The following is a 558-nucleotide window of genomic DNA, read 5'->3' as shown; positions in this document are numbered from 1 at the left end:
TGCGCAGCAGTCGCAGCACCAGTAGGCCGATCACCGACCACACGAGCAGATCGACGGTCGCGGTGGCCAGCATGTGCGACACGACGAGCACGTAGGTCGACAGCGACGTCGCCACCGCCGAGAAGACCTGCGCCCGCGCGTCCCCGCCGAGTTCGCGCGCCACCAACGCGATCACCACCGTGACCCCGACGGCCAGCAGGGTCGCGATCACCCGCAGCCCGCTCGGCGTGTCGCCGAACAAGGTCGAGCCGATCCTGGCGAGCAGCGGCGTGATCGGCGGCTGGTCGACGTAGCTCCAGTCGAGGCGCTTGCCCGCCGCGAGGAAGTACAGCTCGTCGCGGTGGAAGCCGTACCGCCCCGACAGCAGCGTGAGGACGGCCGCCTGGAGCACGGCGACGAGCCCGACCCCGCTGGTTGCGAAGCGCGGCAACGATCTCGGCTGGCCCATCGGTCCTCCGCGGCTCGGGGAAGTCCCGTTAAGAGTACGAAACGGACAAACGGGCCTAGGACCTGTCCTGTGAGTCGCGAGGGCTTGCCCGTCTTCAAGCACGCCCAACC

1 protein-coding gene is annotated in these 558 nt (G+C 69.4%); it reads right to left on the bottom strand.

From position 1 onward, the window contains the following. On the bottom strand, nucleotides 1–448 hold a 448-nt coding region (locus CCN37_RS20445), incomplete at its 3' end, for a glycosyltransferase family 39 protein (RefSeq protein WP_143261704.1). Between the last annotated feature and the right edge of the window lie 110 nt (nucleotides 449–558).

This window comes from Allokutzneria sp. NRRL B-24872, from assembly GCF_002155965.1.
In the GTDB taxonomy this organism is placed as follows: domain Bacteria; phylum Actinomycetota; class Actinomycetes; order Mycobacteriales; family Pseudonocardiaceae; genus Allokutzneria.
This window is presented reverse-complemented; position numbering and strand designations above follow the sequence as displayed.